Raw genomic sequence first — 26,766 nt, forward strand, 5'->3', positions numbered from 1 at the left:
GCGCGCCGGACGCAGGCTGGGAAGACCGATCTTGCGCGGCGACGACGATTCTCGGCTCAGTGATCCGTTTCGCGACCGAGGTGAATCTGACGAGCGACGGCCAAGAACTTCTCCTCGGCCACGGCCTCGGGGCGTGCGAGCGACACCACGATGCCACTGACGAAGGACAAGGCGATCGTCACGATCCCCGGATTTTTCAGCGGAAACGGCGCGCTCGCGTGTCCGAGGACGTCGATCTGGATGGTCGGAGAGAGCGCGATGAGCACGATGGCCGACACCGTTCCTACGAGCATGCTGGCCACCGCGCCGCCCGTCGTGAACCGCTTCCAGGTGATGGAGAGAAGCAGCGCAGGAAAGTTCGCGCTCGCTGCAATCGCGAACGCGAGACCAACCATGAAGGCCACGTTCTGTCCTTTGAACACGATGCCGAGCGCGATGGCCACGACCGCGAGCGCAACGGTGGCGAAGCGCGCGATGCGGAGCTGCTCGCGTTCGTCGGCCTTGCCCGCCTTGACCACGTGCACCCAGAGATCGTGGGAAAGCGACGCTGCGCCGGACAGCGTGAGCCCTGCCACCACGGCAAGGATCGTCGCGAAGGCCACCGCCGAGATGAAGCCGAGGAACGCCGTTCCCGAGACCACCTCCGCGAGCAGCGGCGCGGCCATGTTCCCGCCCTTGTCGATCGCCTTGATCGGATCACGGCCCACGAGAACGGCCGCACCGAAGCCGAGGATGAACGTGATCAAGTAGAAGAATCCGATGAGCCCCGTGGCATAAAAGACGGAGCTCCGCGCGGCACGCGCGTTCGGCACCGTGTAGAAGCGCATCAAGATGTGCGGCAGGCCCGCCGTCCCGAACATGAGCGCGAGGCCCAACGAGATGGCTTCGAGCGGGCTCGACACGAGCTTTCCAGGCGCGAGCATCGCGACGCCATAGCGCTCACTCGCGGCGTCGAAGAGGCGGAGCGGGCTCATACCGAACTTCGCGAGCACCATCACGGCGAGCGTCGTCGCGCCACCGAGCAGCAGCACTGCCTTGACGATCTGCACCCACGTCGTCGCGATCATTCCGCCGAAGAGCACATAGGCGAGCATCACCACGCCCACGGCCACGACGGCCCCTTCGTAGGGCAAACCGAAGAGCAACTTCACGAGGCTGCCCGCGCCGACCATCTGCGCGATGAGATAGAACGCCACGACCGTGAGGCCCGAGATGGCTGCGGACACGCGCACGGGCGTCTGGCGCAGGCGGAACGCGACCACGTCGGCAAACGTATATTTGCCGAGATTGCGGAGGGGCTCGGCGATCAAGAAGGTGACGATGGGCCAGCCCACGAGCCATCCGACGGAGTAGATGAGGCCGTCGAAGCCCGATTGCGAGACGAGCCCGGCGATCCCGAGAAAGCTCGCAGCGCTCATGAAATCGCCAGCAAGCGCAAAGCCGTTCTGCACGCCCGTGACCTTCGAGCCCGCCGCGAAGAACTCGCTCGCCGTCTTGGTGCGCCTCGCCGCCCAACCGGTGATGGCGAGGGTCGCGGCGATGAACACGAAGAAGAAGACGATCGCCGTCAGATTCGGGGAACCGAGCGTCGTGTTCATTGGTCTCCCCCACCCTCGGCAGGGCGTGTCGACTTGCGCAAGCGGGCGAGCTCGGCGTCATAGTGGCGATTCGCCCAGCTCACGTAGATCCCCGTCAGCCCCCAGGCGACGAGGATGACCACTGCGCCGAGCAAGATACCGAGGCTCAGCCCCGGCGCGAGGAGCGTCGCGAGGAGGGGCTTGTCGTACGCGACGAGCAGCACGAAGCCGAAGTACGTTGCAAGCATCGCCCCGGTCAGCGCGAGCGCGATCCGCCATCTCCGCCCGGCAAGCCGTTCGAGAGCGTCTTCACTCACGCGTCGCGAGCCGACGCCCCCCTTCGCTTCCCCTTCCCCGCCGTCCATCTTCTCATCGTGACACGTTCCAGCGCCGAGGACTCGACGGCGACGCCTGAGCACCTTGCCTCACCGCGCCCTCACCGCGTCTCAGCGCCGAGTCGCATTGACGCGGTTTGGACGACCGGCGAGCCTGACGGCGCGTGCACGCAGCTCACACGGCCTGTTCGCTCGTCGAAAGACGAGGCAACGTCTGCCGGAAGGAGACGCGCGACCGGGCTGCAAGGCGAAGTTCACGGCTCACTCCGACGAAGAGTGAGCCGCGTCCCTTCGTTGTCGTGCTCTCAGACGCCCGTGAGGCGACGCTTCGCAGGCGCCGCACCCTCGGGGCCCGGCGAGAACGGAATCGCGTAGCGACCGCTGAAGCACGCGTGGCAGTAGTGGCCCTCGTCCGGATCGGAGGACTTGTCACCGATGCGCGTGACCGCGCTCAGCATGCCCTCGAGCGAGATGTAGCCGAGCGAGTCCGCCGTGACGTAGCGAGCGATCTCCTCGACCGAGTGGCTCGAGGCGATGAGCTCGCGGCGCGTCGGCGTGTCGATGCCGTAGTAGCAGGGCCACTGCGTGGGCGGGCTCGAGATGCGGAGGTGCACCTCGCGCGCGCCGGCGTCGCGCACCATCTTGATGATCTTGCGCGAGGTGGTGCCGCGGACGATCGAGTCGTCGATGACGACGACGCGCTTGCCGCGGAGAATCTGCTCGACGGGGTTCAGCTTGAGGCGAACACCGAAGTGGCGAATCGACTGCTGCGGCTCGATGAACGTTCGCCCGACGTAATGGGAGCGGATGAGGCCCATCTCGAACGGGATCCCGAGCTCGTTCGCGTACCCGATCGCCGAGGGCACGCCGGAGTCGGGAACGGGGATGACCACGTCGGCCTGGGCCGCCGCTTCGCGCGCGAGCGTGCGACCGAGCTCCTTGCGGACCTCGTACACGCTGCGGCCGTTCAGCTTCGAGTCAGGTCGTGCAAAGTACACGTACTCGAAGATGCAACGCGCCGGCGTCTCGTCGACGGGCAGCTTGATGCTGCGCATGCCGGCGGCGTCGATGACGAGCATCTCGCCGGGCTCGACGTCGCGCACGTACTCCGCGCCGATGAGGTCGAACGAGGTGGGCTCGCTGGCCAGCACGTGCGCGTCTTTGCGCGACGGGAGGATGCCGAGGCAGAGCGGGCGGATGCCGCGAGGGTCGCGCACGGCGACGATGGTGTCCGCCGTGAGGAAGAGCAGCGCGTAGGCGCCCTTCACGCGCGAGAGCGCGTCCATCACGCGGTCTTCGATGGCGACCGCCTTGCTGCGCGCCACGAGGTGAACGAGCACCTCCGTGTCCGACGTCGAGGAGAAGATGGAACCTTCGGCTTCGAGCTCGGCGCGAAGCTCGTCCGCGTTGGTCAGGGTGCCGTTGTGGCAGACCGCGAGCGAACCGCGGGAGTAGTCGACCGCGAACGGCTGAGCGTTGCGGATGTGGGAGCCACCTGCCGTCGAGTAGCGAACGTGTCCGATCGCAATACGCCCGGGCAGCTTTCCGAGCTGCTCGGCGCTGAACGCGTCTTGCACGAGGCCCATCGAGCGGTGCGCGAACATGCCCTCACCGTCGCTCGTGACGATGCCGGCAGACTCTTGCCCGCGATGCTGGAGCGCATGCAGGCCGAGGTACGCGATGTTGGCAGCCTCCGTGTGCCCAAAGACGCCGAAGACGCCGCACTCGTCGTGGAAGCGGTCGTCGTCGTCGTCGAAGTAGGCGGAGAGCGGCGATTGCCCTGAGCCCGGACCTGTGGATTGAGAACGCGCGCTCGGGCTCGGATCGAGAATCGTTAGATGACGTCGCATCGGCCGACCGGGAACCTAGTCGCGAGGACGAGCAGATGCCAGCCCAGCGGGAGCATTGATTTCGCTGTCTTGCGCTAGGGCTTGATCGCGCCAGGCCAAGTCGCCGTTACAGAAAGGCGATAACGCGCGTGCTGATGAGCGACGTTGTCGAGCGACATCGTCTGCAGCTTCGTCTTGATCGCGCTCTGACATGCCGCGACGACCGCCGCGTTCTTGATCGAACGGCCGTCCTTGGGCGTCGACACACCGAGGCTCTTCTTCTTGAAGCTGACGTCGGCCGCGAACACGATCGTTCCGCCGCCCGCGTCTTTCGGAACGCACGACGCGCTCTCTTCGACCGCTTTGGCGAAGGCCTTCTCGACCTCGACCAAATGGTCGCACTGTTCCGGCGGCGTCTTCTTCGCGCCCGGGTCGTGACAGGCAACGACCTTCACCGCGTCGAGCGTGAGTTTGGAATCGGACGGCGGCGCGGCGGAGCTCGTGGGGAGCACGGTTGGAAGCGCGGCCGCACTAGGGACCGCCTCGACGCCACCGCTTCCCACGGAGTCCGCGCGCGGACGACGCCAGAGGTAGAGCGGGATCGCGACGAGCACGAGGAAGAGGATGAGCGCCACGATCATCTGCAAGCGTGCAGGACGATCGGCGTGAGCATCGAGCGCCGTCAGGCTCGCGCGCGAACTCGGCCGCGGTTCCGAGGGCGGCATCACCGGAATCCCCCCGGGCAAGCCACGCGACGCACGGCTCGAGGGAGGCGGATACTCCCCCGAGGAACCCGGGCGGCTGTGCTTTGGCGACGGATCAGCCAAGACGGCACGGGTATAGCGCGACTCGCCGTGCGGATCGACGAGTCAGCACTCCCCGTTGTCATTCGGGCACACGCGTGTTGCGAGCGACAGCGAGCTAGCGAGCGATAGCGAGCAACGTCACGGATCGACGAGCGCGCGCACGTTCATGCCCGGCTCGTAGCGCGCGATCGAAGCGACGAGATCGAGGCCTTCAGGCAGCATTCCCTGCACCTGACCAACGACCTGCTCGACCAGGTTGCGCGCTTCCTGCTGCCCCGGCCCCGTCATGCAGACCGCGAAACGAAGCGGCCCCGTTCGACCGCCGGTGACGGCGATGAGCGAGAGCAGGAGCATGTCGGTAAGCTCGACCACGCGCGTGGCGGCGCGGCGGAAAGCGAGCATCTCGAGGATCGTCGGCCGATCCGAGACCAAGCGGTTCGGACCACGGATCTCGTAACGGGCGATGCTGAGCGGCTGCTCGATCCACTCGCTGAACCCGGCTTCCTCGTCGAGCGCCTTCACGAAGTGATCGCGAAGAAGCAAGCCGGTGAGACCGTCGCGACGCGAGAGATACTGGCGCGCGCGCTTGTGGTGCGGGCTCTCACGCTGGAAGCTGACGAGCTTGAGCCGCAGCTCTCCGAGCTGGAACTCGCCGCCGTGCATGAGGTTGACGAGCTTCTTCCGCTCGTAGGTGTGCTCGACGTACGTGCCGTTCGTCGAACCGAGATCTTCGATGGCCCACGACCCCGACTGCCACTTCGCGTTCGCGTGGTGGCCGCTGACCGTGGCCTCGGGGACGACGATGTCGACATCACCGCGGCGGCCGATCGAAAGCGTGGGCCGATCGAGCGAGATGAGCTCGCCCACGAACTCGGGCGCGTTCGTCGCGAAGGTCGCAAGAAGGCCCTGCGCGCCCGGAGAGAACTGCGATTGCGCGTTGCGGCCCGGCGGCGGCCCTGGATCGAGGCGCTCGCGCGGGACCTGGACGGGATTCGTCGTCAGCTGCACCGGGTTGAAGAACCGGAGGTGACGGGCGGGCAGACGCTGCTGCGGATCGTCCGCGAGGCAGCGGAAGATCTGCTTGATCTCGTCGACGCTGAGGCCCGCAGGCACGTCGAACATGATCTGCTGGCGCATCGGCTTCGCGCGCGGCTTGTAGCCCGGCTCAGGGACGCGGCAGGTCCACATCTCCCAGAGCGTCAGGCCGAGGGCGTAGAGATCGTCTTCGATCGACGCGCCGCCCGAGCGAATGCGCTCCGGAGCCATGTAGTTCGGCGTTCCGCCGTCGGGCGGCGCTCCAGGGCGGCGCGCCGAAAGACGCGCGCGCTCCTTGGCGAAGCCGAAGTCCAGGACGATGGCCTTGCCGATCGAACCGTCGGGGTTCGAGGTGACCATGACGTTGCCCGGCTTGAGATCGCCGTGCACCAAGCCGCCCGCGTGGATCGCGGCGACGCCCTGGCAGATGTCCGACGCGATGCGACGAAATTCGTCGGAGGTGTAGCCGCCCTGGGCCTTCTTCCGACGGATGTGCGTGTGGAGCGTCTGCCCCGTGATGTGCTCCATCACGAGGATCGGGCCGTAGCCCGACGGCGCGAGATCGTGGACGCGGCAGACGTACGGGTTCGAGACCGAGCGCGCCAGGATGAGCTCCTGGCGAAGCGCTTCGTCGTCCCCCGGCATGCGGGCTTCCTCGCGAACGATCTTCAGAGCGACGGGCTGCTGCGTCGTCCTGTCGTAGGCGAGAAACACCTCTCCCATGCCTCCCTTACCGAGGCTTTGACGAATCTCGTACCGGTCGTTGATGACGGTCCCGTGCGAGATCGGGGGCGGCGTGCTGCGCTGCGTCTCGGTCATTGACCCGCCGGGGAACAACCCCCGCGTCTTTTCAGGGTCGTCGATTCTCCCGAATCACGCAACCCTAGAAAGACAGCTTCGATTTCCAAACGTGAACCGCGGCACTCTGGGCATGCCGTGGGGCCTTTGTTTCGAGACGTTGGACGTCCCCGAGGGCGCGTCCATTCCACGTTCCTGTTCACGCTCACCTCCCTCTCGTAAGCCCGCGAAATCCGCGGCCCAGCGTCGATCATTGTGCGAAACGGGACCTCAGCCGACGGGCAGGCTACGATGCCTTCCGTGACTCCTGACGAGGTCGTAAGCGCGCTCTCCGAACTGGCCAACACTGCGGGCATCGAGGTCCGCGTGGAGCGCTTCGAGCTCGAGCTCGCGGGAAAAGGTGGCCTTTGCCGGGTCGGCGACAAGTCCGTCATCCTCGTCGACGCGAAGCTCGGCGCCCTGGAACAAGCCGGGGTCATCGGCCTTTCCCTCGGTAAACACGTACGCCGAACGCGAGCGCTGATCGACGTCCCTCCCCGCCTCAAGTCCTACCTGAAGACGGGGCATGGCGACATCCGACCCATCGTGAGCCCGAAGCCGCTCGCGACGACGACTCGGCTCCGCCTCGTGAGCGGTTGAACCGAGCCGTTTCGCGCGCGCCGCGCCAGGAGCGCTTGAACGGGCACCCGGATTGAACGGGCGCCCGCGAGGATTGCCTCAGCTGACGAGCTGGTAGAGCTTGTCGAGCGCTTCATCCAGCTTGGCGATCTCGGTGCCGCCGGCCTGCGCCATGTCGGGGCGACCGCCGCCCGAGCCGCCGAGGATCTGCGCGATCGGGCGAATCAGCTCGCCCGCCTTGTAGCGATCGGTCAGCGACTTCGACACAGTACAGACGAGCTGCGCCTTCGGACCGTTGACCGAGCCGAGGAGAACGACCGCGTCGCCGAGCTTGTCGCGAAGCTTCTCGGCGAGCTCGCGCAGCATCGCCGCGTCGGGCACGTCGACCTTCACCGCCAGCGCCTTGCCGAAAGGTAGCGCGTGCGCCTTGCCGGCGAGGTCGTCGATGCCGCCGCCGCCCGAGCCGCCCATGGCGAGCTTGCGCTTCGTCTCCGAGAGCTCCTTCTCGAGCTTCTTCGTGTCGTCGAGGAGCTTCTCGATCTTCTCGGGGAGCTCGTTCGGGCCCGCCTTCACGAGCTTCGACGCGTTCTTCACCGAGTCTTCGAGCTTGCGCACGTAGGCGAGCGCGTTGAGGCCGGTCGCCGCTTCGATACGACGAACGCCCGCTGCGATGCCTCCGTCCGAGACGATCTTGAAGAGACCGATCTCGCCGAGCGCGCGAGCGTGCGTGCCGCCGCAGAGCTCGACCGAGTCCTTCGTCATCGTGAGCACGCGCACGACGTCGCCGTACTTCTCCTCGAAGATGGCCATCGCCCCGCGCTTCTTCGCTTCGGTTTGCGCGAGCACCTCGGTGACGACCGGCGCGTCGAGAAGGATCTTCTCGTTCACGAGATCTTCGATGCGCTGGATCTCTTCGCCCGTGAGCGGCTTGCTCGCCGAGTAGTCGAAGCGCAGGCGATCGGGCCCGACGAGCGAGCCCTTCTGCGTGGCGCTCTCGCCCACCACCGTGCGAAGCGCCCAGTGGAGAAGGTGCGTGGCCGAGTGATTGCGGCGCGTGGCCGTGCGAAGCGCGTGATCGACTTCGAGCGACACGGTCGCGCCGACTTCGAGCTCGCCCTCGACGACCTCACCGAGGTGCACGAAGAGGCCCGTGAGCGGCTTCTGCGTGTCCTCGATCTTGATCTTCAGGCCGCTGCCGGTGCGAATCTCGCCCTTGTCGCCGACCTGGCCGCCCGACTCACCGTAGAATGGCGTGACGTCGACGACGACGAGGACCTTGTCGCCCTTGGTGACCTTGTCGGTGGGCTGATCGGCACGCTCGGTGCCCTTGGCGAGGAAGAGGACCTTCCCCTCCCCGTCTTCACGGTCGTAGCCGGTGAAGCGAACCGCTGCCGTCTCGCTGCCCCCCTGCGATGCGCGGAGCGCCTCGAGCGCCTTGCGGTAGACGTCGGAGACCGCCTCGTCTTCGAGCTTCGAGCCTTCGCTGCGCGTGCGCTGCTCCTCCATCGCCTTCTCGTAGCCGGCGACGTCGATGTGCAGATCACGCTCGCGCGCGATGACCTCCGTGAGGTCCATCGGGAAGCCGAACGTGTCGTAGAGCTTGAAGACGAAGTCGCCCGAGAGAAGCTGCGTGCCCGCGCTCTTCACGCGACCGACCTCTTCGTCGACCATCTTCAGGCCGCGCTCGAGCGTCTCGCGGAAGCGGACTTCTTCGGCCTCCGTCGCCGACGTGATGAGCGCCTTGCGCTCGACGAGCTCGGGATACGCGTCGCCCATCGTGCGGACGACCTCGAGCGCTACCTCGTGGAGGAAGGGCTTCTGGATGCCGAGGCGATGACCGTGACGGATCGCGCGGCGCATGACGCGGCGAAGGACGTACGCGCGGCCTGCGCGGTCGGGCGTGATGCCTTCCGCCATGAGGAACGCGGTGAGGCGCGCATGGTCGGCGATGACGCGCATCGAGACGTCGTCGGGGCTCTGCGACGCGCCGTAGTTCTTGCCGCTGATCTGCGCGGCCTTCTCGACGAGCGCGCGAAGCAGGTCGGTGTCGTAGTTGCTGGTCTTGCCCTGGAGCACGCTCGCCACGCGCTCGAGGCCCGCGCCGGTGTCGACGCACGGCTTCGGCAGAGGCGCGAGCTCGTAGACGCCCGGCGACTGCTCGGAGCGATTGAACTGCATGAAGACCAGGTTCCAGATCTCCATCCAGCCCTTGCCGTCGGGCGTAGGCTCCTGGCCGAACGTGTCGATCGTGGGCTCGCCGTCGCCCGTGAAGAAGTGGAGCTCGGTGCACGGACCGCAGGGGCCCGTTTCACCCATCTGCCAGAAGTTGTCGCCCGGGATGCCGGGGATGCCGATGATGCGGTCGTCGCCGAAGCCGGTGACCTTGCGCCAGATCGCGCGTGCCTCGTCGTCCGCGGGGACGCCCTCGGCGCCACCGAACACGGTGATGACCAGGCGGTCCTGCGGGATGCCCCATTCCTTCGTGATGAGCTCCCAGGCGAACGGAATCGCGTCGTCCTTGAAGTAGTCACCGAAGCTGAAGTTGCCGAGCATCTCGAAGAACGTGTGGTGGCGCGCGGTGACGCCGACGTTCTCGAGGTCGTTGTGCTTGCCCGAGATGCGGATGCACTTCTGGCTCGAGGTGGCCCTCGTGTAGGGACGCCGATCCTTGCCCGTGAAGACGTCCTTGAACGGGGCCATGCCGGCGTTCACGAACATCAGGGTCGGGTCGTTCTGCGGGATGAGCGACGCCGAGGGGCAAACCTCGTGGCCCTTGCCCTTGAAAAACGAGAGAAAAGACGAACGAACTTCGGACGCAGTCCTCGAGCTCATAGCCGGTTCCATCTAGCACGGAGATCCGACGTCCGGATCCCGAAGCGAGGCCCTAGCCGCTCGAAAAACGACGAAAAAGACGCCTAAAACGCGAGCGGGACGGCGAAACGCGGCTCGTGCGGCGCGAGCCGGGCGGCGGGCGCCGGGCGCGACCGTGTCAGCCGCCGAGCTCGGCGCACTCCGCGTAGAGATCGTCGTAAGCGGCGGCCACCGCTTCGGGGGTATAGCGTGCATCATACACACGCTTTCCTTCGGCCCCGACGGCCCGCGCGACGTCTTCGTTCTCGAGCAGCTCGACGACGCTCTTGGCGAGCGCGCGATGGTCCCCGGGGTCGACCATGGGGGCAAACTCGAGCGCTTCGAGCGGTCCACCGCGACACACGACGAGAGGCAGCCCGAGCGCCATCGCCTCGAGAAGCACGAGCGGAAGGTCGACCTTGCCGTAGAGGTCGTCGACCGGGAACGCCACGACAGTGGCGATCGCCAGCAGATCGGCCATGTCCGAGACCTCGCCGAGATGGCGGGTCTTGTTCGCGACGCCGAGTCGATCGAGCTCGCGTTCGACCAGACTCTGCGCGTCGTTCGCCGCTTCCGTCTTCTTGCGGCACGCGAAGACGACCGTGGCCTCGGGTACGGCTTTGACGATGGCAGGCACAGAAGACGCGACGGTCTGCGCCCCTTGCGACACTTCGTAGTCGCCGGGGTAGAGCACGATGGGACCGTCGCCGAGGCCATGCTGGTCGCGCACGCGCTTGGCCTCGAGCGCATCGAGCTTCCGCGGAGCGCGCGCGCACGGTGGAATCACGCGGATCTGCTCGGCCGAGACGCCGGCGCCGAGAAGGCGGCCCCGCGTGTGGTCCGAGAGCACGACCACCATGTCGCCGAAGAGCCAACGACCGATGCCATCAAAGTTCCTCGGGGCGCTGGCGATGGTCTGCACGACCTTGCCTCGCCAACCGATCGCGGCGCGCGCACGGCGAGCGATTTCCGCGACGCCGGAGGAGAGCGGATTGGGGGCGAAGACGAAATGCCAGATGTCCTTCGGGTCCCCGACGACCAAGCGGAGTGCGACCCTGGCGTTCGCCGTCGCAGCGGGGGCGAATCGACCGGCGTCACGGTAGACAGCCTCCATCTCGACGCGCGACCCTAGCGCCGGCGCGCCCTTCGTCGTCATGACGGTCGGGCGGGCACGCGTGAGATGGGTGGCGACGTCGCGGACGAGGTTCTTCGAACCGTCGTTCCACGGCGGAGCAATCGGCTTCGAAACGAACAACACCCGCGGACCCGGCACGCAACGAGGACTAGCACGCAGGATGCTCGAAGCCGCAAGCAAACGCCGGGACGATGCGATCCGCGCAACCGACTGGCGCCGCGGGCATCCGATTCTCTCACTTTCCCAAGGAGCGCTTCATGTCGAAGACGATCATCGTGGCTGGCTTTGGTCCCGGAATCTCCAGCGCTGTCGCCGAAAAGTTCGGCAAGAGCGGCTTCTCCGTGGCGCTCGTGGGGCGCAGTGAGGACAAGCTCGCGACGGGCGTCAAAGCGCTCGAGGCAAAAGGTATCAAGGCCGCTGCCTTTCCGACCGACCTCTCGGATCCGGCCGCCGCGCGCGCGCTGATCGGCAAGGTGCGAAGCGCGCTCGGTCCGATCACCGTGCTTCACTGGAACGCGTATCCGACCGCTGGCGGCGATCTTCTGGCGACCGACACGTCGAGCTTCCGCGGCGTCCTCGACATCGGTGTGGTCAGTCTCCTCGGCGCCATCCAGGAGGCCCTCCCCGACCTGCGCCAGCAGAAGGACTCGGCCATCCTCGCCACGAACGGCGGCCTCGCCTTCTTCGACCCGAGCGTCGACACGATGGGCGTCCAGTGGAATTGCATGGGCCTCTCGGTGGCCAACTCGGCCAAGCACAAGATGCTCGCGTTGCTCGCCGAGAAGCTGAAGCCCGAAGGCATCTACGTCGGCGAAGTCGTCGTCACCGGCACGGTGAAGGGCACCGCCTTCGACAGCGGCAATGCCACGCTCGACCCCGCGGCGATCGCCGACAAGTTCTGGGGCCTGTACACGGCCCGCAAAGACGTCTCGACGACCATCTGACGCCACGCGCGATTCCTCCGCGGATCGTCGACATGATCCGCGGAGGTTACGCCGAAGTCGCTCACTTCAGGCTTCGCGCATTCACGCATTCACGCTTTCACGTAAGGCGCGCGTGAGCCTGCAGATACGGCGGGTTCATCTGCTGGATGCGGTTCCAGAGCTGCGCGTGCAGCTGCTCCATGTGGATCTTTTGCGGGCCGTCGACGGTCGCCTCGAGGCGCGCGAGCGTGAACGCCGCGGTCACCAGCGCATCGTCGTTGTGCGTGGGGTCGAGCGCAACATGCGGCCACGCGTACATCGGATCAGCGTTGAGGCGATAGCCCATCGAGGCCAGCCCGCGCGCGCGTTCGGCGATGCGCCCGAGGAGCATCTCGCGCATGCCGGCCTTCGCTTCGCCCATATCGGCCGGATCGACGAAGTAGCCACTGTGCATCGCGTAGGCCGCGCGCTTGCGCTTCTCGTCCTCGGAGAGCTTCCCGATCACGGCATAGGCGAGAATCGTGGAGACGAGCAGCGCCAGGATCACGATGCCCGTGAATCCGATCACGAGGAGCAGCGCGAGCCCGTTGTCCGCAGCGCCGAGCACGTCGAGGCCGCACAGGATCGCGATGAGGATACCGATCGGTCCCCATACGCGGAGGTAGGCCGCCATCACCGACTTGAAGCTGAACGGAGCGGACACGCCGTGGAACGTGCCGTCTTGCGCCTCTTCGAGAACGAGCTTCGACCCGACCGGGAAGAGAGGCAGGTACCAGATGTGGAAGAACTGCGTTGCCAAGAAGGAAGCCCCGCAGGCCTTCACCTTCCCGTACATGCGCGTTCCGTAAACGATGATCATGCCTCGGCTCTCCTCATCGGTAGCAGGCTCAGGTGACGAGCTTGCTACGGTCTCGGCTCGAACGACTACTTCGAGAGTGCCGCGATCTCCGAGCTCACGCTCGACATCGCACTCTCCATCGCGCCGCCGACGGCACGGTTCTGAAGTTCGGCGATCGCAGCGCGGCTGCCGCGCGAGTCTTCGCTCGCGGAGGCGTTGCCGCTCACCATTCCTCTGAGCACTTGTTGCGGAATCTTCCGGATCGACAGGTCGACACGCGCCGACACGATCACGCCGCCGTCACGCCCCGTCGACTGCGTCAGTCGCGAGAGGTTGCCGTCGACGAGGATGACCGGAATCCGTCGCTCCGATGCTCGTTGGAGCACGGAGGTATCGGAGCCATCGACGACGACGGCACCGCTGATCGAGTTGGCCTTCGCGCGCGCGGCTTCTTTCATCACGCCGTCGAGATCGCCAGGACGCACGCCAGTGTTGTTCCGCATGTTCCCGACTTGAACGACGTACTTCGCGCGCTCGATCGACATGGGCGCATCGCCACCCTTCGACGGGTTGCTCCGCAGCTTGTCGATCGCCTCCTTCATGGCGGTCTTCACGCTCGCGAACGACTCCCCCTTCATCGCCTGCTGGAGCGCAGGAACGGCTGCCGGGTCGCCGATCGTTCCGAGCCCGACGGCACACGCCACGCGCACCGCAGGGTGAGCGTCTTTCAAGCCTCGCTCGAGATCCGCACGCGACTGCGCCCCGCCCACCTTGCCCAGGCGGAGGGCCGCCTGCACGCGCACGCGGAAGTCGGCAGCTTCGGTGAGGTCCTTGTCCTGTGCGCCCGAGTGCACCGTCGCGGTGAGGGCGAACGCGACGATGGCCGCGCCGAGCACGCGTGACAGCGGCGCCCGCCAGAGCCGTGCGAGAGGCGAGAGCGAATGACGAGCGCCTGCGACGATGGTCGCGCCGAGCGCGCGTGTCAGCGGCGCCCGCCAGAGCCGTGCGAGAGGCGAGAGCGAATGACGAGCGCCTGCGACGATGGTCGCGCCGAGCGCGCGTGTCAGCGGCGCCCGCCAGAGCCGTGCGAGAGGCGAGAGCGAATGACGACAACGAAACACGCCTGCTGGTTCTCCCCGTGTCGCGGCAGCCACCGAGTCAGAACAGAGTCCGAAGCGAAGTCGAAAGGGCGTCAGAAAGCTCGAAGGCGTCCGAGCCGCTCGAAGTGTCAGAAGCGCGAAGTGTCAGAGAAGCGCGAAGGCGTCCGGCTCGAAGTGTCAGAGAAGCGCGAAGGGTCTGAGCAGCTTGAACGAGAAAAGCGAACGCGGAGCGTGAGCGTCAAGAAGACAGTTAGACGGTGATCAAAGGAGGCTCTTCACCTCATTGTCGATCTCCGTTTCCTCTACCTCGTGGTAGCCCAAATGAAGGAAGCGCACGACTCCTTTTTTATCGACGACGAACGTCGTCGGCATGTTCGGAGGACGCCATCGCCCCGCGATCGACTTGCCCTTGTCCCACATGATGGGGAAGTTGGCACCGTGCGTCGCCGCGAACTCTCGGATGCTTGACGGGTCGTCGTCTTCACTCACGCCGACGACCTCGACGCCGCTCGCATTCCACTTCACGCGAAGTGCCTCGAGCTTCGGAAAGGACTTCTTGCACGGCTCGCACCACGTCGCCCAGAAGTCGACGAGGACGACCTTCCCCTTCCATCGCGCGAGCGACAGTTTCGTTTTGCCACTGTCACCTGCCCCCATGCGCACGAAGGCGTCGCCTTCGAGAGACGGAGCCGGCTTGCCGAGCAGCGCGTGACTCGAGCGCTCGTCTCGCGGCGACATCGTCGGAGCGGCCGATGCGCAGGCGGCGATCCCGAGGAGCGCGGCGCGGGCGAGCCATCGCATGCCTCATGGTCTACCAAGGTCGCGGCGTCCTTGGCGCGACTCGTAGCCGTCTCGCGAAGGAGCCGCCGACTCACGCCGTGCGCACGATGGGCGTTGGCGTGTGCGCGCGGCTCCTACGAATGGAGTGATGGAGCGAGTCGGGGAAGCCCCGAGGTGACTACTTCACCTGGCAGGACTTCTTCGTCGCACCCGCGGTCGCGAGGCAGACGGTCGTGCGGGGACACTCGGTGTCCTTCGTGCACGGGCGACGGCAGAGCGGGCCGATGAGCGCAAAGCCGGTCGGGCACTTGCCCGCGGCATCGGGTTGGGAGACGAGAACGGACGCTCCCGGGGACGCCGGGGACGCCGGGGACGCTCCCGCGTCGACCGTCGCCGTCTTCCCGGCATCGGCGGCGCCGGCGTCCTTCGAGACGCCGGCATCCGTCACCGCACCAGCGTCGACCGTCGCTGCCTTTGGCGTAGTCGGCGCCACGGTGTTCGGCGTCGGCGCCTGCGTCGCGACGGCGACGGGCGCTGCGGTGAAGACTTCGGGCGGGACCCAGCCCATCAGCTTTCCGCCACCCGCGGGATCGTCGAAGGTGATGAGCACGCCCGTACTGAAGTACTTCGCGACCTTCACGACCGCGGTGCCCTTGGCGAGCGTTGCGACCTCGATGCCGTTTCCGGGGAAGGTCTTGACCGCCACGCCGCCGTCTTTGCCGATCGTCGCGTGCTCGTCGGCGAGCTTCTCTTCCTTCGCGTAGCGGAGAACGTCTTTCTCGTTCTTTGCGCCGGAGCCGGTCACCGTGACCGTGGCTGCGTCCGCCACCGATTCTTCTTCGGCAACGGCGCCCGCATCTTGCTGAGCCTTCTTCAGGAGGCTCTTGCATCCACCGAGGAGCGAGACGGCGACACCGAACGTCATCGCCAGTCCGAGGATTCGTCGCGAACCATTCATCGTCGTAGTCCTCACTTGCACAGATCGCGGTTAGCGGAGCAGACCTTGGACCCCTGGCACGCGATGCAGAACTGCGTCTCCTTCTTGCAGTCGAAGCTCGGACACAGCTTGTGGCACTTGTTGTCCTTCGTCACGAGCAGGTAGTTCGCGGGGCACTTGCCACCGGTCGGATCGACGACGTCGCCGGTCGGCGCGGTCGGTGCGGCAGGAGCGGCGCCACCAGCGTCACGGTTGACGACCAGGCGACCGAGACCACCGAGACCACCGAGACCACCAAGACCGCCATCACGCACGGCAGTAGGCGCACCCGCGTCATGGACGACCTGCACGGTGCACACGGTCACGGCATCGCCGGCCTTGCCGTTCACGAGCTTGTTCGCCGAGCCCTTGCAGGCTTGGCCCGTGCCGCACTCGGCGTCGTTCGCACAAAGCTTTCCGCAGAAGGGTCCGTCGCTGTAGAGCGCCGTTTCACCCGCCGCGCACGTGAGGGGCTTCACACCGGCGTCGGCCACGACCGCAGCCGAGAACGCGTTCTGGTGGAGCCATCCCATCAGCTGACGCGAGGCGTCCTTCGGATCGGCGAAGGCGACGAGGAAGTACTGACCGCGCTGCGAGATCTCCCGCACGGCAGTGCCCTTCGCGAGCGTGGTCACCACGTTGCCGGTGACCGGTGCTTCGCGAACGGTGCCCGAGCTCTGGACCGTGGCGGCAACGTTGTCGAGGCGCGTCTCGTCGGGGAAGCGCGCGACGTCGTTCTCGTTCGCTCCCTTCGGAGCTTCGACGGCGGGCGCGGCGCCCGCGGCGTCGGCCGTCGCTTCGACCACCGGTGCAGCATCGACGGCGGCAACGGACTCGGCATCCGCGCCAGCGTCCGCACCGGACTTCTTCAGCATGTTGCAGCCGACGACGGCCGCAACGAGGGAGAACGCGAATGCACCTCGGAAAAGAGTCCTCATGGCGGCCGGAGGCTACCAGAGTCGCACGCGCTGTTGCAGGAAACGACGAAAACGCCGTTCTTCGAGCCGATCCCGCGACGGTCGGCGTTCGTACCTGCGCCGCTCAGAGCTGGCTTAGCCAGCTGTGGAAGATCTTGTAGCCCTGGAAGACGAGGCCGAGATCGGTCGACTCGTTCTTCTGGTGCGCCTGGGCATTTTCGCCCGGACCGAAGTTGATCGCCGGCACGCCGAGGCTCGAGAAGCGCGCGACGTCGGTCCATGCCTGCTTCGGCTCCACGCCACGCACTCCGCACGCCATCAGCTTCTGCACGAGCGGATGCTCGGCGCTCGGCATCGCCGCGGGCGAGAGATCGGTGAACTCCACGCGGGCTCCCTCACCCACGAGCGCGAGGACGTCTCTCTGCGCCTGCTCGAGCGACGTGTTCGGAGCGAAGCGATGATTCAGATTGAGCGTGAAGGTGTCGGGCACGACGTTGCGTCCTCGCCCACCGTTCGCGAGCGTCACGGTGGTCACCGTGCGGTAGACCATACCCTCGATGCGATGCTCGATCGGCTTCAGCGCCGCGAGCCGCTCGAGCAGCCCCGCGGCCTTCGTGATCGCGTTCTCCCCTTCCCACGGCCTTGCGCTGTGCGCCGTGCGGCCCTGGAACGTGACCGTGGCGTGGATCGCGCCGCAGCATCCGAGGTGGAGTTTGTTGTCCGAAGGCTCGAGGCACACGGCCAGATCGACCTTCGAGAGCTCCGGATCGGCATCGAGCACGGGCCCGAGCTCGTTCTCGGCATACGGACCTTCTTCGCGTGCGTAGAAGACGAGGGTGAGATCGCACGCGAGCGATTCACGCATCGTCTCGGCGACGACGATCATGATCGCGAGACCGCTCTTCATGTCGGCCGCGCCCGCACCGAAGCAGCGGTCGCCGTCGATGCGTGCCGGCCCATTCTCCGTGCGCACCGTGTCGAGGTGACCGACGAGCGCGACGTGAGGTCTTCCGGTTCCCGAACGCACGAGCGGCACGACGATCGAATCGCCGTACCGCCGGATGGGCCCAGCGAGCGGAACGCGCTCGAGGCGTTCCTTCACCGCGTTGCAGAGCGCGTTCTCTTCGCCGATGGGCGACGCGATGGAGCAGAGCCAGAGCAAGGTTTCTTCGAGCGCAATCGCCGTGGGCGTCCGCGTCGAGAGGGTGTCCGGGAGAGTGCTCATCGCGTCCCTTGTCTCGCGGTCTCAGACGGGAACGGCGAAGTCCCGCAGCGCGTCGTTGAGGCTCACCTTGCGATCGGTGCTCTCTTTGCGCTGGCCGATGATGAGCGCGCAGGGCACGCCGAATTCGCCGGCCGGGAACTTCTTCATGCGCGTGCCGGGGATGACCACGGAACGCGGAGGCACGACACCGCGGTGCTCGACCACGGTGGGGCCGCTGACGTCGAGGATGGCGGTCGACGACGTGAGCACGACGCCCGTGCCGATGACGGCTTCCTTGCCGACGCGGACGCCTTCGACGACGACCACGCGCGAGCCGACGAAGCAGCCGTCTTCGACGATGACCGGGCGCGCGCCCGGCGGCTCGAGAACGCCGCCGATACCGACGCCGCCCGAGAGATGGCAGTCCTTGCCGATCTGAGCGCAGGAACCAACGGTGGCCCAGGTGTCGACCATGGTGCCAGCGCCGACGTGAGCGCCGATGTTCACGTAGCCGGGCATCACGATGACGCCCGGCTCACAGAACGCTCCGTAACGAACGACGCCAGGGGGGACGACGCGCACGTTCTGGCGCGCGAGGTCCTTCTTGAGCGGGATCTTGTCGTGGAACTCGAACGGACCGACGTTCAAGGTCTCCATTCCGCGAACCGCGAAGTAGAGAAGGATCGCCTGCTTGATCCAAGCATGCGTGGTCCACTCGCCGCCCTCTTCGGCCGGCGGAGTAGCGACACGCAGCTTACCCCCATCGAGCCGCGCGATCGTTCGCTCCACGGCCGCAAGGTATTGAGGCTCCTTGAGGCGCGCTCGGTTCTCGAACGCTTCCTCGATGAGGCCCTTGTCCTCGACGTCCATCGCTTCGTCCCCAGACTTGGCGCCGCTCACGACGGATCAACCCGCGACGGGGGCGACTTCGTTGCCGGGGAAGAAGTACGCGATTTCGATCTTCGCGTTGTCGAGCGAGTCCGAACCGTGGACCGCGTTCTCGCCGACGCTGCCGCCGTAGAGCTTGCGGATCGTGTTCGCCTCGGCCTTCGCGGGGTCCGTCGCGCCCATGACCTTGCGGTAGTGAGCAACGGCGTCTTCACGCTCGAGCGCCACGACGAAGACCGGCGAACGGGTCATGAACTCCACGAGCTCGCCGAAGAACGGACGAGCGCTGTGGACCGCGTAGAAGCCCTCGGCCACCGCACGGGTGAGGTGCGTGCGCTTGGCCGCGAGGATCGAGAAGCCAGCCTCCTCGAGGAAAGCGAGGATCGCGCCCGCCTTCTTCTTCTCCACTGCGTCCGGCTTGATGATGCAGAAAGTGCGCTCGAGGGCCATGCGAAGTCTCCAATCAGGGGGTAAAAACTGCCGTTCCTTTAGGGGACATCGCCCCAGAACTCAAGGAGATCACGGGCCCAATAGCGCGACCGATCGCGTGTCGCGCCGTCACCAGGGGCCCCGGCCCCGCGGCAGACGAGCTCCTGTTCCCCTCGCGTCGCACGCCGCTCGCAGCTCCGCCCTATTCGGAATGCCGGGCGAGCTCGGCGGGTTGTTCTGTCATGGGGCGCAGCGATCTCGTAGAGGTTCGTCGATTCCGCCGTTTTCTTGGGTTCGCAGCGATCGTCACCACCGCCTTCACGGCGCGCGCGTCGCTCGCGGATCACTACCGGGTGCCGAGCGGCTCGATGGAGCCCACGGTGCACGTCGGTGACCATATCGTGGCGTGGAAGGCCGCCTACGGCCTTCGGCTGCCGCTGACGGAGCACTACCTGGCTCACTTTCATGCGCCTGCGCGCGGCGACGTCGTCGTTCTCGAGCCGCCGTCCGCCCCGGCCGACGGCGTCGCCTCTCCCGTGGACGGAGAGCTCCTCGGGTCCGTACTGCTCAAACGCGTCGTGGCGGTCGAAGGCGATCTCGTGGAGGTCAAACGAGGCCGCCTGTTCATCGATGGGCAGTTCGTGGAGGAAGAGCACGCCTCACTGGCGTCCGGTGGCGGTCCGGACTTCGGCCCGGTGCGCGTTCCACGCGGGCAGCTCCTGGTCCTTGGCGACAATCGAGGCAACAGCCGCGACGGACGCTCGTTCGGCTGGGTCGCGCGCGACCAGGTTCTCGGGCGCGCCGCCGCCGTCGTGACGCGCGAAGGTCACCTCACCTACGAACCGCTTTGATCCCTACGGATTCTGCGGCCGAGCTTCGAGGCCCCGATGGCGCCCGATTGACATGCGCGACAAGGGCAGGCAGGCTGAGCACGTGCGTCACGGACTTCATCGCCATCATCATCATCACCACCCTTCGGGGTTGGCTGCGATGGCGTAGTCCGTTCTTCACGAATGTAACCGCCAACGACGCCGGCCCCCAGCCGGCGTTGCGCGTTTGTAGTCTGTAGACGTTCGCGCTCGTAGCCGGTGGAGCCTGCTCCCGACCCGACGAGTGCCACATGTCCATCGCAGATCGCGCTGATCGTTCCGACCGCAACGAGCTTCGTCTTGCCCTCCCGAAGGGCCGCATGCAAGACGGCGTCTTCAAACTCCTCGCCGACGCGGGCATGCCCGTTCGCGTGGGCCCGCGCGCCTACCGCCCGGCGTTCAGCCTTCCCAACGTCGAGGCGAAGCTCCTCAAACCGCAGAGCATCGTCGAGATGCTGCACAACGGCTCGCGCGACGTCGGCTTCGCAGGCGCCGATTGGGTCGCCGAGCTTGGCGCCGATCTCGTCGAGCTGGTCGACACCGGATGCGATCCCGTTCGCGTCGTCGCCGCGGCGCCGCCGGAGATCGCGGCGAAGCTCGAGAGCCGTCCGATTCGTGTCGCCTCCGAGTACGAGCGGCTCACCGCGCAATGGATTCAGCGGCGCGGGCTCGATGCGCGCTTCGTGCGCTCGTTCGGCGCGACCGAGGTGTTTCCGCCGGAAGATGCCGACTGCATCGTCGACAACGCCGCGAGCGGCGCCACCCTCGCAGTGAACGGGCTCGTCGTCGTCGACGAGCTCATGACCTCCACCACGCGCCTCTACGCGAGCCGCGCCGCGCTCGATCGGCCGGAGCTCCGCACGCGCATCGAAGATCTCACGTTGCTCGTTCGCTCGGTCATCGAGGCTCGCTCGCGCGTGATGATCGAGCTCAACGTGGCAGCCGGCGAGCTCGAAGCGGTGGTCGCCATCCTTCCTTGCATGCGCGAGGCGACCATCGCCCCTCTCCACGGCAACGGCGGCTTCTCCGTGCGCGCCGCGGTGCCGCGCGCCGAGCTCCCGCGCATCGTGCCGGCCGTCAAAGCGCGCGGCGGCACCGACGTGGTGGTCTTCTCGCCCGCCCAGATCGTCCCCTGAGGGCGACGCAGCGTCATTCCTGCTACGGCTCGGGCGAACGTGAAGGGCGCACAGGAATCTGGCACCCGTAGACCGTGTCGACCGAGCCGCCGGGCAGCCCGTCGTTCTCCGACGAGAGAACCAACATCACGCGTTCCCCGCAACGAGCCACGTAGCGCGAGGCATCGCATTCGGGATGGTTACCTCCCCACGCATCGAACGTGATGCTCCTCGTCTCGTTCGGCGCAAGCGGCGTTGCAGCGTTCGTTCGAACGACGGGAGGCGAAAAATGGAAGCCCGCAAAGCGGTCACAAAGGGGGGACTCCGTGACAACTCCGGCGAAGTCAGGAATCGGAAGGCCATTCGGCCCCGCCGTGAGCTCGGCGTGAATCGTTGCGTGAACCCGCACGCCATCGTCGACGATGATCGCTTCGGAGACGACGACCCGCCCGGTCCCCAGCTGCTCCTCTCCACATCCGACCATCATCGAAAGGACGAAGGCGGTCGCAAACCGCGCAAAACGCATCGGTCCATGCCTTTCAAATCACGGACCAATTGGTCGTACCGGCCGATTTACCGAAATTCGGCTCGGAAGGCCCACGGCTCGACGGCCAACCTCGTTGGCGACGCACGTGCGAGGTTGGCAACGAGGCGCTCCGGTCCCGGACTTCCTGGATTCACGATGCGGCGCACGTCGCGTAAGATTCCTTCGGGAGGCTCGCACGTCGATGCGTCGTTTGGTGGTGACGTTGGCTTCGCTCGGGATGTGGGCCGTCGTCGCGTGCTCGGGAGAAACGAGCCCCGAAACGTTGGATTCATCGGGCTTCGTCGCGCAGCTCTGCCAGCTCTACAGGCCCTGTTGCGAGAGGGAGAGTCTTGCAACGGACGTGCGCCCCTGCCGCGATTCCTACGCGAAGATCGCCGCCGTCAGTGATATCGACCTGGCCGAGGCAAACGCCTGCCTCGCAGAAAGGCGCGCGCGCTCGAACGACCCCGACTTCTGCCTGCAACAGCTCGACAGCGCGGAATCGTGCACGCGCGTCTTTCGACGGAAGCCGTCACCCGATGGGCTCGCTCTCGGTGCCCGCTGCACGAGCGACAACGATTGCGCACCAGCAGAGGGAGGTACGGTTCGCTGCGCGCGGACGGACCCCGTTGGGAAGGAGATATGCCAACTCCAGATCGATGGTCATGCTGGTGATGGCCCGTGCCTCGGTACCGTCGACGTCTCGGGTTTCGTGGGTCAGCCAGGCTTCTATGGCGCCGAGCGCGCCTACCTTTGCCACCTCAGCGACGGTCTCTACTGCACGGCGACGAGCACGTGCGCCGAGGCAAAAGGCGTTGGACAACCGTGCGATGGCCCGCCCTGGGTTTGCACAAGCGGCAACTTTTGCGAGTACACCACGAAGACGTGCATGGCGCTCCTCGGCGAGGGCAGCTCGTGCGCCCAAAATCTCTTCGCATGTGCGAGGGGTCTTTCCTGCAACCGAGGGACGTGCAGCGCGGAACGAGCGTTCGGCGCGCCTTGCACGTCCGGCGACGACTGCGGATCCAAGAGATGCGTGGACGGCACGTGCGCATCCTTCGCGGGTCAGGCGTACTTCTGCGGCGACTGAGTCGCGGCGCGTCCATCAAAGCTGCTGGCGCGCGGCCTCCTGCGTTCCAGGAGGCTCGCTCTCGTCGTTCGAGGTGTCCGGCGCCTGCGACGTAGGCGCCGGTGCAGGCGGCCTCGACGTGTGCGAGGTCGGTCGCGTGCTCCGACAGGCGCCCGTTGCCCCGAGCAGCCAAATCAACGCCGCGACGGCAGCGGCAAGTGCGTATTCCCGGGGCTTCGGAACATCGACGGTCGAAACGATTTCCATCAACGGCACCTCGACCGAAGATGCTCCGGTCGAGGCTGTTTCGATCGCCCTCGAGAGCCACTTTAGCCCAGAATTTACGGGCGATTATTGCTTCACGATCATCCCGCAGGCGGCGCGTGGCGGAGGCGCGGTGCCGCCGTCGCTCGGGAAGTGGAGGACGAGCGGATGGCCGATGACGCTGTACTCGCCGGGGCTCACCGTAACGTTCAGATCGGACGTCGTGAGCGAGCCATTTCCGCTGTCGTCGACCTTCACGGTGAACTCGCCGTGATACGGGCCGCCATCGGGACCGTAGTGCGGGCCAGGGCTCGTGCAGTCGGCGCCGTTGTGCACGTGCAGGCCGTGCGTTCCTGGCTCCACGCCCTTCACGGAGACCGTGAGTGTGACCGCACCGCCGTTCTCCGTGAACGTGGCCGTGCCGGACGCGCCGCTGTCGTTCTGCGCGGCGAGCGTTGCCGACGCGACCTTCGCCCCCGTGGTGGACGGATCGCCGCTCGCGCCCGAGTCCGCCGTGTTGCCCGAATCCGAATCACTGCTCGAGCATGCGAGCGAGACGACCGACGAAGCAGCGACCCAAAGGCCGCCTAGCATGATCACGCTCTTCCAATTTTTCCGATGCATCGCGTTCTCCTTCACGAGCGCGCGCACGACCACCAGCGACGATGACGTCGCGTTCACGAGGATCGATGCACGCCTCTCCTCCGCGCGGTTCGTGCGCGGGCCGTGAGCGACTTGCAGTCGCCGTTCCATCGCGCGTCGAATCGCGCTCGACGAATTGTCGGGGATGCACGGTGACCTGACGCCAAACGATGTCTCCGAGCGAGAGACACTGTTTCAGAATGTGGACACTGCTGCAGACTGCCCTCGCGTAGCGCTACCGCAAGCGCGAGCTCGCTCGGCTTCGTTCACGATCATCGACGAGAGGGTCGACGCCGCTCCGGATCCGAGCGAGAAGGACGTCGGAGCATCGATCATGGCAAGCACGTCCGTCGAACTGGCGCTGAAGCAGAACTACGCAAGCGGACCGCTCTTGCCGACGCGCTTCGGCACCACGCTCGGCGTGCTCGAGAAGACGTCCTTTGGCCAGGGCCCGCGCGGGACGATGCGCGGGCAAGACCTCCGCCTTGCGCTCACGCTCTCCCTCGATGACGACGCCTGCGTCGCCTTCGCGCTCGACTTCGCCCGCCAGGGCGCGGTCGTCACCGGCACTGCGCATGGCCCCAGCGCGCCGCTTCTACGTTGGGCTCTGCATGCCCTCGCCACGGCGCTCAAGTGCACGCTCCACGACGCGGAGCTCGGCGAAGACGTCACGCCCGATGCCGACGCCCATCGCGCCGGAGCCATCGCCTACCTCACCGCGTACGAGAGCGACGTGAAGGCCTCGCGGAAGCAGCATCTTCTGCGTCGCCGCTCCGAGCGCGCCGGCGACGGCGCCGAGACCTCGACCGAAGGCGCCGAGCTCTTGGCGTGGCTCGCGAAGGAAGAGCACATTGCCCTTTCGGATTCGGCCGACGACCTCCGCGCGCTCGCCGATCAGTTGCCTCTCGAAGATCCCGCTGGGCTCTACGAGATGCTCATCGACACCGACGCCGTCGACGACGTGTTCGTGAGCGAAAAGGAGCTCAAGTCGCTCGTCGCTCGCTTCAGGGCCCGAACGACGCCCCAGCATTGAGCGCACGCTCGATGTTCGCGCGCGCCGCCGCCTCGAGCCGCTCGCGGAAAAACGGCGAGAGGTAGATGGTCTCCGTCGCGAGCACCTTCTGGAAGAACATCGCCCGACCGACGGCGTAGGCCTCTTTCGGCACGTGGCCGTATTCGGCCGCGATCTCCTCTTCGTAACGCGCGAAGCGCTCGGGCGAGGAGCCGAGAATGGCCATGTCGCAATCGAGAAAAAGCGCCGCCTCGGCATCGACATCACTCGGACGAAGGCTTCCGTGGCGCGCCGTCAGAAGGATCAGCGAGGCCACACGCTCGAGGTCGATACCCGGCACGTGGACGGCGAGCAGCATCTTCGCGAGCTCGGCACTCCGCGCTTCGTTGTCGGCTCGACCGGGTTCGTAGACGGCGTCGTGGAACAGGATCGCGGCGGCCACGGCCTGCGCATCGATCCATGCCGGCACCTCGCGAAAGTGGCCGAGCACCTCATGCACGTGACCGAAATGGTGATAGGCCCTGGGCGGCCCGGCATAGGCGCGCTCGAGTGCCTCGAGCAGAGTTTGCGAGACGGGGAACGGAACGCCGACGAGCGCCGTCGAGCTCATACCTGAACGATGGTGAAAGGCCGCCCCCAAGGCAAGCCCTCAATCACAATCGGCGAGGCCGTTTGGCGAAAACGACGTCCGTGGCGTTCAGCTCCCGGTCACGCAATCGCCAGAGAAGGTCGCATCCTTTTCAGAGCGACTCGACGAACGCGTGCAGCAACGCCTGATCCGCCGCCGAAAGCCGTTCATAGGCATTTCTTGCGCCTTGTGCTTCGCCATCGTGCCAAAGGATGGCTTCGTCGATCGACGGGGCGCGTCCGTCGTGCAGGAGATGCAAGGTACCGTTGACGGTCTTTACGAGGCCTAGGCTCCAGAGCGGCGGCGTTCGCCATTCTCGCTCACCCGCGTCGCCCTCTTTCTTGTTGTCCGCGAGGCGCTCGCCCATGTCGTGAAGCAGGAGATCGGAATACGGCCAGATCCTCTGACTCGACAGCTCGGGCTCTGAAGCGTCGGGACGTGTGACGAACGACGGCTTGTGGCAGGACGTGCATCCCACGAGCGAGAAGAGCGCCTTGCCCTTCAGGACGTCTTCCGAATCACCGCCACGTCGCTTCGGGACGCCGAGGAGGCGCATGTACTCGACCGTCACGGCGAGCCGCGTGGCACCGAGCTCGGGGCTCCCTCCATTTTGCGCAGCGGCACATGCGGTTTGAGTCCCCGGGCAGTTCGTCTCCGGGAAGCGCGAGGAGGTGATTCCCAGGTCTTCGGAGAACGCGCCCGCGGTCTGCGCTTCGACCGTTGGCTGCAAGGCCTTCCAACCGAAGCGCCCGATGCGTTGCGTCTCGCCGTCTTGAACCCAGTGGGCACGACCGGAGATGCCGTCGCCGTTCTGATCGTCCGGGTCCGCCAGCGCGAGCAGATCGGCTTCGGGGATGGCTTCGAGCAGTCCCTGTCCGACGATCTGCGGCGCGATTCGCGGCGAGATCCGGAGGTCCTCGCCGAGCGGACCGAATGCGGGATTCGCAATGGAGTACGACACGGCCGTGAGCGAAACCGACGTTCCATCGGCCTTCGCATGCGTCACGGCCGTCTCGGCGCGCACCGGAGTACCTTCGCCCGGTACACCGGAGATGCCGAACGGTTGGAACTGCTTGCCGTAGTTCGGCAGCGCATCGCTGTTCGGCCCGAGGCCGATGCGGAGCAGGACCGAAGCAACGTTGCCACGCCCGTTGCGAACGTGGCACCCGAGACAAGAGTCGGAGTTGAACGTGGGACCCAGACCGTCCGCCTCGGGTCGCCCAGGAGCGACGACCCACGGCAATTGGAAGAACTGAAGACCAGCCTCGAAGCCTCCGCGCCGTGCGAGCGCGAGGTTCGCCGCCGCCATGTTGAATGCACCGATGTCGACATTGGACGTCGTCGTGGCCCCGCCAGGCTCGAGCTCGCCCTCTTCGAGAACGGCAATGCCCGAATCCGACGACGCATCTGCAGGGCTGGCGTCCGAGGGGCCGTCATATCCTGCGTCAGTAGCCCCCGAGTCGTTTTCGCCGGGCGACGCAGCATCGACGTCCAGACTCGGCGAAGGCGGCGTCTGAACGGCATCCTCGCTACATGCAGCAAAGAGAGCAGCACAGAGTACCGAAGAGCAAAGGAAGCGCGCGTTCATGGTGACGCTCGAACG

At 66.4% G+C, this 26,766-nt stretch carries 26 protein-coding genes; 6 read left to right on the forward strand and 20 right to left on the reverse strand.

Annotated elements, in window-relative coordinates:
- Positions 1 to 56: 56 nt before the first annotated feature.
- The 5 genes from AKJ09_RS47045 to AKJ09_RS47065 form a co-directional block, all read right to left on the reverse strand.
- Complete coding sequence (locus AKJ09_RS47045) at positions 57 to 1,598, reverse strand: sodium:solute symporter family transporter (RefSeq protein WP_146654399.1); 1,542 nt, start codon at positions 1,596 to 1,598, stop codon at positions 57 to 59.
- On the reverse strand, positions 1,595 to 1,942 hold the full coding sequence (locus AKJ09_RS47050) for a DUF485 domain-containing protein (RefSeq protein ID WP_146654400.1): 348 nt from the start codon (positions 1,940 to 1,942) through the stop codon (positions 1,595 to 1,597). Before AKJ09_RS47050 ends, AKJ09_RS47045 begins: the two co-directional genes overlap by 4 nt.
- A 275-nt stretch (positions 1,943 to 2,217) precedes the next feature.
- Positions 2,218 to 3,762 (reverse strand): amidophosphoribosyltransferase, encoded by a 1,545-nt coding sequence (gene purF, locus AKJ09_RS47055; protein WP_146654401.1) that lies wholly within the window; start codon positions 3,760 to 3,762, stop codon positions 2,218 to 2,220.
- Between the two features lie 74 nt (positions 3,763 to 3,836).
- Positions 3,837 to 4,469 (reverse strand): hypothetical protein, encoded by a 633-nt coding sequence (locus tag AKJ09_RS47060; RefSeq protein ID WP_146654402.1) that lies wholly within the window; start codon positions 4,467 to 4,469, stop codon positions 3,837 to 3,839.
- A gap of 216 nt (positions 4,470 to 4,685) precedes the next feature.
- A complete protein-coding gene (locus tag AKJ09_RS47065; RefSeq protein ID WP_146654403.1) occupies positions 4,686 to 6,401 on the reverse strand; it encodes an FHA domain-containing serine/threonine-protein kinase in 1,716 nt (571 codons plus the stop codon).
- Positions 6,402 to 6,680: 279 nt separating this feature from the next.
- Here AKJ09_RS47065 and AKJ09_RS47070 point away from each other — a divergent pair, with 279 nt between their 5' ends.
- Complete coding sequence (locus tag AKJ09_RS47070; protein ID WP_146654404.1) at positions 6,681 to 7,019, forward strand: hypothetical protein; 339 nt, start codon at positions 6,681 to 6,683, stop codon at positions 7,017 to 7,019.
- A 78-nt stretch (positions 7,020 to 7,097) separates the two neighbouring features.
- Here AKJ09_RS47070 and alaS read toward each other — a convergent pair whose 3' ends face one another.
- Positions 7,098 to 9,830, reverse strand: a complete 2,733-nt coding sequence (gene alaS / locus AKJ09_RS47075; protein WP_146654405.1) for an alanine--tRNA ligase — start codon at positions 9,828 to 9,830, stop codon at positions 7,098 to 7,100.
- A gap of 157 nt (positions 9,831 to 9,987) precedes the next feature.
- Positions 9,988 to 11,121: a glycosyltransferase family 4 protein gene (locus tag AKJ09_RS47080; protein ID WP_146654406.1), complete on the reverse strand. Its 1,134-nt coding sequence runs from the start codon at positions 11,119 to 11,121 to the stop codon at positions 9,988 to 9,990.
- Positions 11,122 to 11,240: 119 nt separating this feature from the next.
- Here AKJ09_RS47080 and AKJ09_RS47085 point away from each other — a divergent pair, with 119 nt between their 5' ends.
- Positions 11,241 to 11,927: an SDR family NAD(P)-dependent oxidoreductase gene (locus tag AKJ09_RS47085; protein ID WP_169928511.1), complete on the forward strand. Its 687-nt coding sequence runs from the start codon at positions 11,241 to 11,243 to the stop codon at positions 11,925 to 11,927.
- A 97-nt stretch (positions 11,928 to 12,024) separates the two neighbouring features.
- Here the strand turns inward: AKJ09_RS47085 and AKJ09_RS47090 are convergent, their stop codons facing one another.
- The 8 genes from AKJ09_RS47090 to ndk all read right to left on the reverse strand — a co-directional run bounded on the left by AKJ09_RS47090 (position 12,025) and on the right by ndk (position 19,059).
- Positions 12,025 to 12,765: a hypothetical protein gene (locus AKJ09_RS47090; protein ID WP_146654408.1), complete on the reverse strand. Its 741-nt coding sequence runs from the start codon at positions 12,763 to 12,765 to the stop codon at positions 12,025 to 12,027.
- Between the two features lie 65 nt (positions 12,766 to 12,830).
- On the reverse strand, positions 12,831 to 13,865 hold the full coding sequence (locus AKJ09_RS47095) for a HEAT repeat domain-containing protein (protein WP_169928513.1): 1,035 nt from the start codon (positions 13,863 to 13,865) through the stop codon (positions 12,831 to 12,833).
- Positions 13,866 to 14,105: 240 nt separating this feature from the next.
- Positions 14,106 to 14,645, reverse strand: a complete 540-nt coding sequence (locus tag AKJ09_RS47100) for a TlpA family protein disulfide reductase (protein ID WP_146654410.1) — start codon at positions 14,643 to 14,645, stop codon at positions 14,106 to 14,108.
- Between the two features lie 157 nt (positions 14,646 to 14,802).
- The gene (locus AKJ09_RS47105) at positions 14,803 to 15,582 is read right to left on the reverse strand and encodes a hypothetical protein (protein WP_146654411.1); all 780 of its coding nucleotides are present in this window, start codon (positions 15,580 to 15,582) and stop codon (positions 14,803 to 14,805) included.
- A gap of 11 nt (positions 15,583 to 15,593) precedes the next feature.
- Positions 15,594 to 16,538, reverse strand: coding sequence for a hypothetical protein (locus tag AKJ09_RS47110; RefSeq protein WP_146654412.1), 945 nt, complete (start codon positions 16,536 to 16,538; stop codon positions 15,594 to 15,596).
- Between the two features lie 103 nt (positions 16,539 to 16,641).
- Positions 16,642 to 17,742 (reverse strand): succinyl-diaminopimelate desuccinylase, encoded by a 1,101-nt coding sequence (gene dapE, locus AKJ09_RS47115; protein WP_146654413.1) that lies wholly within the window; start codon positions 17,740 to 17,742, stop codon positions 16,642 to 16,644.
- A 21-nt stretch (positions 17,743 to 17,763) separates the two neighbouring features.
- Positions 17,764 to 18,591: a 2,3,4,5-tetrahydropyridine-2,6-dicarboxylate N-succinyltransferase gene (locus AKJ09_RS47120; protein WP_146656243.1), complete on the reverse strand. Its 828-nt coding sequence runs from the start codon at positions 18,589 to 18,591 to the stop codon at positions 17,764 to 17,766.
- A 36-nt stretch (positions 18,592 to 18,627) separates the two neighbouring features.
- Positions 18,628 to 19,059: a nucleoside-diphosphate kinase gene (ndk, locus tag AKJ09_RS47125; protein WP_146654414.1), complete on the reverse strand. Its 432-nt coding sequence runs from the start codon at positions 19,057 to 19,059 to the stop codon at positions 18,628 to 18,630.
- A gap of 221 nt (positions 19,060 to 19,280) precedes the next feature.
- Here ndk and lepB point away from each other — a divergent pair, with 221 nt between their 5' ends.
- Together lepB and hisG are read left to right on the forward strand one after the other, a co-directional pair.
- Entirely contained in the window at positions 19,281 to 19,889 is a 609-nt protein-coding gene (lepB, locus tag AKJ09_RS47130) for a signal peptidase I (RefSeq protein WP_146654415.1), read from the forward strand.
- 269 nt (positions 19,890 to 20,158) lie between these two features.
- Positions 20,159 to 21,043 (forward strand): ATP phosphoribosyltransferase, encoded by an 885-nt coding sequence (gene hisG, locus AKJ09_RS47135; protein WP_146654416.1) that lies wholly within the window; start codon positions 20,159 to 20,161, stop codon positions 21,041 to 21,043.
- A 22-nt stretch (positions 21,044 to 21,065) separates the two neighbouring features.
- Here the strand turns inward: hisG and AKJ09_RS47140 are convergent, their stop codons facing one another.
- On the reverse strand, positions 21,066 to 21,548 hold the full coding sequence (locus AKJ09_RS47140; RefSeq protein WP_146654417.1) for a hypothetical protein: 483 nt from the start codon (positions 21,546 to 21,548) through the stop codon (positions 21,066 to 21,068).
- Between the two features lie 202 nt (positions 21,549 to 21,750).
- Between AKJ09_RS47140 and AKJ09_RS47145 the strand changes: the two genes are divergently transcribed.
- The gene (locus AKJ09_RS47145; RefSeq protein ID WP_146654418.1) at positions 21,751 to 22,638 is read left to right on the forward strand and encodes a hypothetical protein; all 888 of its coding nucleotides are present in this window, start codon (positions 21,751 to 21,753) and stop codon (positions 22,636 to 22,638) included.
- A gap of 15 nt (positions 22,639 to 22,653) precedes the next feature.
- Here AKJ09_RS47145 and AKJ09_RS47150 read toward each other — a convergent pair whose 3' ends face one another.
- Together AKJ09_RS47150 and AKJ09_RS47155 are read right to left on the reverse strand one after the other, a co-directional pair.
- Entirely contained in the window at positions 22,654 to 22,884 is a 231-nt protein-coding gene (locus AKJ09_RS47150) for a hypothetical protein (protein ID WP_146654419.1), read from the reverse strand.
- Between the two features lie 84 nt (positions 22,885 to 22,968).
- Entirely contained in the window at positions 22,969 to 23,634 is a 666-nt protein-coding gene (locus AKJ09_RS47155) for a superoxide dismutase family protein (RefSeq protein WP_146654420.1), read from the reverse strand.
- A 223-nt stretch (positions 23,635 to 23,857) separates the two neighbouring features.
- Here AKJ09_RS47155 and AKJ09_RS47160 point away from each other — a divergent pair, with 223 nt between their 5' ends.
- The gene (locus AKJ09_RS47160; RefSeq protein WP_146654421.1) at positions 23,858 to 24,556 is read left to right on the forward strand and encodes a hypothetical protein; all 699 of its coding nucleotides are present in this window, start codon (positions 23,858 to 23,860) and stop codon (positions 24,554 to 24,556) included.
- Here the strand turns inward: AKJ09_RS47160 and AKJ09_RS47165 are convergent.
- Both AKJ09_RS47165 and AKJ09_RS47170 read right to left on the reverse strand, forming a co-directional pair.
- Positions 24,528 to 25,145: an HD domain-containing protein gene (locus tag AKJ09_RS47165; protein ID WP_146654422.1), complete on the reverse strand. Its 618-nt coding sequence runs from the start codon at positions 25,143 to 25,145 to the stop codon at positions 24,528 to 24,530. The genes AKJ09_RS47160 and AKJ09_RS47165 overlap by 29 nt on opposite strands.
- Before the next feature lie 130 nt (positions 25,146 to 25,275).
- On the reverse strand, positions 25,276 to 26,751 hold the full coding sequence (locus tag AKJ09_RS47170; protein WP_146654423.1) for a di-heme oxidoreductase family protein: 1,476 nt from the start codon (positions 26,749 to 26,751) through the stop codon (positions 25,276 to 25,278).
- Positions 26,752 to 26,766: the final 15 nt, after the last annotated feature.

The organism is Labilithrix luteola (assembly GCF_001263205.1).
In the GTDB taxonomy this organism is placed as follows: Bacteria; Myxococcota_A; Polyangia; order Polyangiales; family Polyangiaceae; genus Labilithrix; species Labilithrix luteola.